This is a genomic window from Zhongshania sp., from assembly GCF_041623545.1.
Classification (GTDB): domain Bacteria; phylum Pseudomonadota; class Gammaproteobacteria; order Pseudomonadales; family Spongiibacteraceae; genus Spongiibacter.
The window spans coordinates 1-8,448 of sequence record NZ_JBFJWS010000132.1; the positions used below are offsets into that span (position 1 = coordinate 1).

General features: G+C 51.5%; 6 protein-coding genes. 3 read left to right on the forward strand and 3 right to left on the reverse strand.

Annotation, left to right across the window (positions count from 1 at the left end; all coding sequences use genetic code 11):
• Positions 1 to 129, reverse strand: a 129-nt coding sequence (locus ABYT30_RS12015) for an SDR family NAD(P)-dependent oxidoreductase (protein ID WP_373096678.1), incomplete at its 3' end; no start/stop codon positions are given.
• 127 nt (positions 130 to 256) lie between these two features.
• Here ABYT30_RS12015 and ABYT30_RS12020 point away from each other — a divergent pair.
• Positions 257 to 547, forward strand: a complete 291-nt coding sequence (locus ABYT30_RS12020) for a DUF1330 domain-containing protein (RefSeq protein WP_373096670.1) — start codon at positions 257 to 259, stop codon at positions 545 to 547.
• A gap of 47 nt (positions 548 to 594) precedes the next feature.
• Here the strand turns inward: ABYT30_RS12020 and ABYT30_RS12025 are convergent, their stop codons facing one another.
• Positions 595 to 1,353 (reverse strand): SDR family NAD(P)-dependent oxidoreductase, encoded by a 759-nt coding sequence (locus tag ABYT30_RS12025; RefSeq protein WP_373080888.1) that lies wholly within the window; start codon positions 1,351 to 1,353, stop codon positions 595 to 597.
• Between the two features lie 364 nt (positions 1,354 to 1,717).
• Here ABYT30_RS12025 and ABYT30_RS12030 point away from each other — a divergent pair, with 364 nt between their 5' ends.
• Entirely contained in the window at positions 1,718 to 4,183 is a 2,466-nt protein-coding gene (locus tag ABYT30_RS12030) for a TonB-dependent receptor (RefSeq protein ID WP_373096672.1), read from the forward strand.
• A gap of 196 nt (positions 4,184 to 4,379) precedes the next feature.
• Here the strand turns inward: ABYT30_RS12030 and ABYT30_RS12035 are convergent, their stop codons facing one another.
• Complete coding sequence (locus tag ABYT30_RS12035; protein WP_373096674.1) at positions 4,380 to 5,183, reverse strand: SDR family NAD(P)-dependent oxidoreductase; 804 nt, start codon at positions 5,181 to 5,183, stop codon at positions 4,380 to 4,382.
• Between the two features lie 160 nt (positions 5,184 to 5,343).
• Here ABYT30_RS12035 and ABYT30_RS12040 point away from each other — a divergent pair.
• Positions 5,344 to 8,448: carboxyl transferase domain-containing protein (locus ABYT30_RS12040; protein ID WP_373096676.1), on the forward strand; the 3,105-nt coding region annotated here is incomplete at its 3' end.

The window sequence follows — 8,448 nt, forward strand, 5'->3', positions numbered from 1 at the left end:
CTCCGACTGCAGGCTCGCGATGGCAGTCTCTGCTTTCTCCGGATTGCGACACGCCAAGATAACTCTGAACCCGCGCTGGCTCAACGCCCGGCTTATCTGAAAGCCTAAGCCCGCATTTGCACCAAAAATTCTTTATTGTACAGCACTGTATAGTAAAGTAGATTACCAATGCAGATCAATCTACGTAATTTAACAAATAAGTAATCAAAAAAAAGAAGAGCTAATACAAGCAGTTCAACTCCACAGGAAAACACCAATGGCCGCCTATATAATTTTTATTCGCGAGGGCGAAGTGTTTAACCCAGCCGAAATGCAAAAATACCAACAATCCAATCGCGACAAACTGGGCGATTACAAATTAAAACCGCTGGCAGTCTATGGTGACATGGAGACACTAGAAGGCCCCGCCCCCGACGGCATCGTCATTCTGGAATTTCCAAATACTGACGACGCTAAGACATGGTATTACAGCGAGGACTATCAAACGGCCATGGTACATAGAAAAAATGCGGCCGATTATCGGGTTATTTTAGTTAAGGGGCTCTAAAGCTGTGATGAGCAAAAGCAGGCGCCCCTTATCGCAAACTCGAAAACTTATGACATGTACCGGCCACCATTAACACTGAGGGTATGACCGGTAATATAGCCCGCACCTTCGGAAGCCAAAAAGGCTACGGCCGCCGCCATATCATCTGGGCGACCAGCACGTTTAACCGGATTCCGCGCGCCAACAGCTTCTATCCCACCAGGCAAACCGCCGGCTTTTTCTAAGTTGCGCAACATGGGGGTATCAATTGACCCCGGCGGCACATTATTCACAGTAATACCCTTACCCCCCAACTCAACCGCCAAGGCTTTAGAAAACGCAATCACGCCACCTTTAGAGGCAACGTAGTGGGACATATTCGGAGATCCCGTTTGAGTGCTTGAGGAGGAAATATTAATAATGCGCCCCCATTCTGCCGCGATCATGTCACTGACCAACACCTGGGTGCAGATAAATGTGCCCTTCAGATTGATCGCCATCATGCGATCCCAATCGTCATCACTCATTTCTAAGATCGGGCTAGTGCCATGTATGCCAGCACTATTTACCAAGACCGTCACCGGTCCCAATTCACTGCGTACTTGATTCGCCGCTGCAGTTACAACGCCGCGATTAGAGACATCAACTTTACAGGTCACAACACGACGACCAAGGGCCTTAACCTCCTCAGCCACCTCGGCCATCGCTGCCTCATTCATGTCCCAAATACCAATATCCATGCCGTCTTTGGCGAGATAACGACATATTGCCGCCCCAATTCCCGATGCCCCACCGGTCACTACCGCTACTTTATTCTGCTGCGTCACAATCAATACCTCTTCTTATTGCTAAACAATCAAATTCACTTACTCAACCCAGCAAGCAACAACACTGTTGACTAATATATATTAATAACGCTAAGAATCCCAGCCAACGAAGATTAATAAGGCTTTTTCCGAAGGTTTACACCGTCGCATTAACGTAACCGGCTACGACTAGGCCTCTCAGCGCCGCCATCAAGTTATCGATTGATTACTTATAACTTAGACCGCTATACTCCTAGACATAAAAGCAAGCGCCCGCTTAAGCGAGCCAACGATATCTGTGGCATTCGTCTTCTTATAACAATAAGGCGAATGCCATGGATAAACGCGGTAACTTTTGAGATCCAGCCGTCACAAAGGAACAAGCATGCCACTCACTGCCAAATTCGTTATTGCAAGTCTAGCGCTCTCACTGAGCCTTTGTGCCGCCGCCGACAGTGCAGATGCCCAGAGTCACAAACGCGACATACTAGAAGAAGTTATTGTGACCGCCCAGCGCCGAGAAGAGAGCGCTCAGGATGTCGCAATTTCAATGACGGTGTTTAATCAAACGCAAATCGCTGATGCAAACATGACCAATGCCAGCGATATAGCGACCTATACACCGTCGCTGTCGGTAGATACCCGCTTTGGCAATGAAATGACGTCTTTTTCGATTCGTGGCTTCACCCAAGCACTGCGCACCACCGCATCAGTTGGCACCTACTTCGCCGAAGTCGTTGCTCCGAGAGGACAAAGCTCACAAACCTCGGGCGACGGCGCTGGCCCTGGCACCCTGTTCGACTTACAAAACCTGCAGGTTTTAAAAGGCCCTCAAGGCACCCTATTTGGCCGCAACACGACTGGCGGCTCAGTACTGATAACACCTAATAAACCGAGTGACGATTTCGACGGCTATATTGAATTCAGCAGCGGCGATTTTGGCATGGAGCGCGAACAAGCTGTCGTCAACATTCCACTTAATGATGTAATCAAACTTCGCCTGGGGCTCGATAAAAATCAGCGAGATGGACACTTAAATAATGTTACACAGATTGGCGCCAATCAACTCGGCAACACTCACTATCTTGCGCTCCGCGCCAGTATCACCGTGGACTTTAGTGAACAGCTCGAAAACTACACTATTTTCACCTACGTCGATTCTGAGACTGCAGGCTATAGCAACCGTCTATTCGCCTGCAACCCAAGTCTAGATCCATCTTCCAACCCCTTTTACGCCATCACTGGGCCCGGATGTGCGGCGCAATTAAGCCAGCAAGAAGCATCCGGCAAAGACGGCTTCTATGATTTACTCAGTACGGTCGCAACGCCAATTACCGCCATGAAAGAATTGCGCGCTATTAACACCACGAGCTGGGATGTCTCTGAAAGGCTTTCGATAAAAAATATAATCGCCTACGCGCATCTAGAAACAAATAATGGATCCGATATTTTTGGTTCGCAGTTCACCGAAACGGCTGCGAGTTTACTGCCGGCAGGTATCAGCCTCGGCGCAATTGATGCCAAGCGCGAATTTGTCGTTGGCATATCGGCGGTTAGCCCAGACGTACCGGTAACCAGCCAAGAGACGTGGATTGAAGAAATTCAACTTCAAGGCTCTGCACTAGAAAACGCCTTAATTTGGCAGGCGGGCGCCTACTATGAAAGCAGTATGCCAGACGGTTTCTCGGGCAATAATTCCGCAGGACTTATCTCCTGCCAATTGAGCACCATCGAGGGCGACCCATCACAATTTAATTGTAACGACCCAACAAACGGCGTGCTCGGCAGTGTACTGCTGCAGCAGTACAAAACCGAATATTTCAGCACCGCTGTTTACGCGCAAGCAAGTTACCAAGCATTTGAAACGCTCACTATCACGAGCGGGCTTCGCTACACCTGGGATGAAGCAAGCGGCTACGGCATAAAAGATCGCTACACCTTTGCGCAATCCGTGCCGCTTGGCGCAACCACAAGCATCACTAGGCCACAAGTAAAAAGCGAAGCACCTACGGGTCTGCTTGAGCTAAATTACAAACCCGTGGACGACATCATGCTCTACGCAAAGTACGTGCGCGGTTACCGTCAGGGCAGTGTCAACTTAGCCGCCGACGCCGGCGCAGACACCCATGACCCAGAGACAGTCGACACCTACGAAATAGGCGCTAAAACAAGTTTTGGTGGGCCGCTGCCCGGTCGTTTCAATATCGCTATTTTTGACAACGACTTCACCGATATGCAGCTCCAAACCGGCTATGTCTCGCCGAGCTCTGGGGCGACGACGTCGATATTTAATGCTGGTAAAGCAATGATTCGAGGATTTGAAGCCGAGGCCCTATTGCAATTAACACAGAATTTAAGCGCCAATCTTTCTTTCTCATACTTAGACACAGAGCTACTCGAACAAGAGAACAATCAGGCGCGAATCGAAGCCGCCTCCGGCCCCATCGCCGGTGCCACTTATGCACCGATAGCCGATACTGGCGACAGCCTGCCATTCGCCTCTGACTATGCCTACGTTTTATCACTCAATTATCAGCTGCCAGTCTCAGCCGACTTCGGCGACATCAACTTAGGCCTCACTTACGTCTATACCGGTGAACAACGTGCGGCGGCAACTAGCGCCAGCCCATTTGCAGTCCTCGAAGACTACTCTTTAATTAATCTCAATCTGAATTGGAAGGGCATGTTTGGCGAGCCAATTGACCTTGCGGTATTCGCAACCAATGTTGCTGAAGAGGAATACCTTACCTTTATTGCCGGCTCCTACAATACTATTGGTTTTGAAACTCGGCAGATGGGTTTACCCAGAATGCTTGGCGCGCGGATCAAATATAACTTCGGCGCGTACTGAGTCAATTAAACTCCTCACTACTCTAGCGGCCCGACTTATTTAGGGGGCTGGCGTTAAAACGCTATTCTTAGTGACGAGAAGCTAGCGCTTAGTATTTGTCGCACTTTACTAAAAATCCTTCCCGGCAAAGCACCTTAGGTATAGCGGACAAGGGCAATGGATCGCCGGCGCTAGTTAAATTTCTTCACCAGCACCGTTAACCTCGCTGAATAGTTTGCCCACCATCAACCGGCAATACCACGCCGGTTATAAATTTCGCTTCATCTGAAGCCAAGAACACCGCCGCAAACGCCACATCCCACGCTGAGCCCTGCTTACGCCTGAGTGGTACCCGAGCATCGCGCTGCTTGCGCAGCTCTTCAGCGGGTCTATTAATACGCGCTGCGACGCCTTCTACCGCAACTGGGGTATCTAATAAACCCGGCATGATGCAATTAACTCGCACACCGTCGTTAGCGTAAGCAATCGCCATTTGTTGCGTCAGCCCATTTAAGGCCAATTTGCTCGCGCTATACATCACCGGCTGACTTGAGCACAGCGCGGCCATTGACGAAATATTAATGATGCTGCCGGTCTCCCGTTCACGCATTGACGGCAGTACTGCCTTGGTCGCAAAAATCACACTTTTAAAATTCAGTGCCATGGTGGTATCTATACACAGCTCGTCTAACTCAATGGGATCCAGTCTATCGCCAGGGGCACCACCGACATTATTGTGGAGTATATCGACGGGGCCAAATGCGGCAACGCAGGCATCCACCGCCGCTTTACAATCCGCCTCACAAGTAACATCCGCTTGTAGTGCCATTGCCCGGCCACCTTCACTTGCGATGATCTCTTGAGTTTCTTTAGCGGCAGCGAAATCAAGATCCACGCAGGCAACACTTGCGCCCTCACGCGCATAGAGAATTGCACTGGCGCGGCCGTTACCCATATTCGGTCCCGCTAATTGACCAGCACCAAACACGATAACAACCTTGGCCTTTAATCTTTCTTTCATAAATCACCCCCTATTATTTGGCGAGTAAACACATGCCGCGAACAAATATAAATGCAGCTGCAATATTATCTTCTCGTTAAGAAAATAGCTCTCATACGAGCATAGCGGCGCATTTCATGGTAAAACCTTGACCATAAATATCGAATAAAGGCCTCTTCCCATGTCAGTAACAATCCGTAAATTACTCATTGCCAATCGCGGTGAGATCGCAGTTCGAATTGCCCGAACCGCGCGGGATTTGGGAATAAACAGTGTCGCTATTTACAGCGAAGACGACGTTGATTCCGGACACTTACGCTATGCCGACATTCTTCACCGTCTAAACGGCCTGGGCGCTGCGGCCTACCTCGATATACCCCAAATTATTGCTGCCGCGTTAGAACACGGTTGCGACGCTGTACATCCGGGCTATGGATTCTTAAGTGAAAACAGCGAGTTTGCTCGCCGCTGCCGTGACGCAGGTTTGATTTTTATTGGCCCCAGCGCGGATACCATCGCCTTATTCGGCGACAAAACCCGCGCCAAAGAACTTGCCACGCAATGTGGTATCGCTATCACAAATGGCAGTGCGGGCGCCGTCAGCCTCGATGAGGCAAAAGCATTTTATAACTCGCTTGGCACTGGTGCTGCCATGATGATTAAAGCCGTCGCTGGTGGTGGCGGCAAAGGCATGAGAATAGTTAATCACGCCGATGAAATTGAGAGCGCCTTTCAGCGCTGCCAAACTGAAGCACTGCGCTCATTTGGTAAAGCCGAACTGTATGTTGAACGCCTTATTCGGCGGGCACGCCATATCGAAGTTCAGATCATCGCCGACGGCAATGCGGTAAGTCATCTCTGGGAGAGAGAGTGCAGCCTTCAGCGCCAGCATCAAAAACTGATAGAGCTTGCACCCAGCCCCAGCCTCGATGAGGCCCTTCGCGCTCGACTCCACGAATGCGCAGTAAAGCTCGCCAAAGCGAGCAACTACAGCAATATTGGCACCTTTGAATTTTTGGTGGATCTCGATCGCAGAGGTAAGACCGACGAAATCACTTTTTTAGAAGCCAACCCCCGACTCCAAGTCGAACACACCGTCACCGAAGAGGTGCTTGGCTTGGATCTCGTCCGTATTCAACTCGAACTCGCCGCCGGATGCAGCCTTGCTGACTTAGCCCTTAGCCAGCCCGATATCCCCAAGCCCCGCGGCTTCGCTTTACAACTGCGCATCAATATGGAAACCATGGACGACCAAGGTCGACCCTTACCTGCAAGCGGCGTGATCAAGCAATTTAGCTACCCCGGCGGCCCCGGTATTCGGGTAGACAGCTTCGCCTACCCCGGATACCGCACCGTATCGAATTTCGACTCTTTATTGGCAAAACTGATTATCAGTTCGCCAAGCAAGGATTATGCAGCACTACTTAACCGCGCCCATCGCGCCGCGGGTGAATTTGAAATACAAGGCGTCGACACCAATCTGAATTTTCTCCGCGCACTACTCGCTCATCCGGCGGTCATTGCCAACGACATTCACACCCGCTTTGTTGAAGCGCATATGGATGAGCTCCACGTTCCAGTCGCGAGCCCAGCGGCGCCTGAAAATGAGTTCGACGTTAATCGCATTGCCGTCTCCGCCGCGCTGCAGGGAGTAATCTCCGCGGTGAATGTTCAACTTGGCGATACGGTACAGAAAGGCACTGAGTTAGCTTTAATTGAAGCCATGAAACTTGAGCACGAAATACTCGCGCCGCAGAGTGGCGTTATTAGTGAAGTAAGCATTTCTAACGGAGACAGTGTTGAGCAAGGCGCACTTCTTTTTATCATTGAACAAAGTGACGAGACCGGCGCCGCGATCACCAGCAACGCGGCCTTGAATTTAGACACGATCCGCGATGACCTACAACAACTCCGCGAATTAAGCGCCGCGACGCTAGACGAACAACGCGCCGCAGCGGTAGCGCGGCGGCGCAGCCGAGGTCAGCGCACCGCTCGCGAGAACATTGCCGATCTGTGTGACGATGACAGCTTTTTAGAGTATGGCCAACTCACCGTCGCCAATTTGCACTCTCGTAAAAGCGATGAAGAGCTCCGCGCTACTACCCCCGCAGATGGCTTTGTTATGGGCTTAGCCACTGTTAATGCCAAGCACTTTGGCGAAGAAGCCGCCCGCGTCGCCATTGGCAGTTACGATGCCACCGTGATGGCCGGCACTCAAGGCTATATAAACCACCAAAAAACCGATCGCTTATTTGAACTCGCCAAAGAGCATAAGATTCCGCTGCTGCTGTTCGCTGAAGGTGGCGGTGGCCGCCCTCGCGAAGACCCCGTTACTATTGCGGCCTTGCAGAGTATTAGCTTTCGCAAATGTGCCGAGTTAAGCGGTAAGGTGCCGGTGATTGGCATTGTGTCTGGCCGCTGTTTTGCCGGCAACGCCGCACTGCTGGGCATGGCCGACGTGATCATTGCCACCGAGAACAGCAATATCGGCATGGCTGGCCCCGCCTTAATCGAAGCCGGCGGACTAGGCAGCTTTACACCGGAACAAGTTGGCCCCATCGACGTGCAGCATCAAAACGGTGTTGTCGATATTCGGGTTAAAGACGAAGCGGAAGCCGTTCGCGCGAGCAAACAATACCTCTCTTACTTTCAAGGTGAGCTCAGCAACTGGAGCGCCGCCGATCCGCGCAAGCTACGCCATGTTATTCCTGAAAACCGTCTGCGCGCCTACGACGTTAGCAAAGTCATTCAACTGTTGGCGGATGAAGATTCTGTACTCGAATTGCGCAGCGCTTTTGGCCGCGCCTATGTCACTGCATTAATCCGCATTGAAGGGCGTCCGCTAGGAGTGATTGCCAACAACCCAAAATTCAACTCCGGGGCAATTGACTCGGACAGCGCCGACAAAGCCTCACGCTTTATGCGCCTGTGCGACGCCCACGGCTTACCCATCGTCTCACTCATCGACACCCCAGGCATTATGGTCGGGCCAGAGGCTGAGGCCACCGCCTTGGTGCGCCACTCCGCGCGTTTGTTTATTACCGCCGCGGCATTGCGGGTGCCGATCTTTGCCATTGTTCTGCGCAAGGCCTACGGACTCGGCGCCATGGCCGCGGCCGGCGGCCACTTACACGCGCCAGTCTTTACCGTGGCGTGGCCAACGGGCGAACTCGGCGGTATGGGATTGGAAGGCGGAGTTCGCCTTGCCTACAAAAAGGAAATGGAAGCAATTGCAGACCCCATAGAACGACAAGAATTTTTTGAAAAGCGCGTCGCCTCCCGCTAC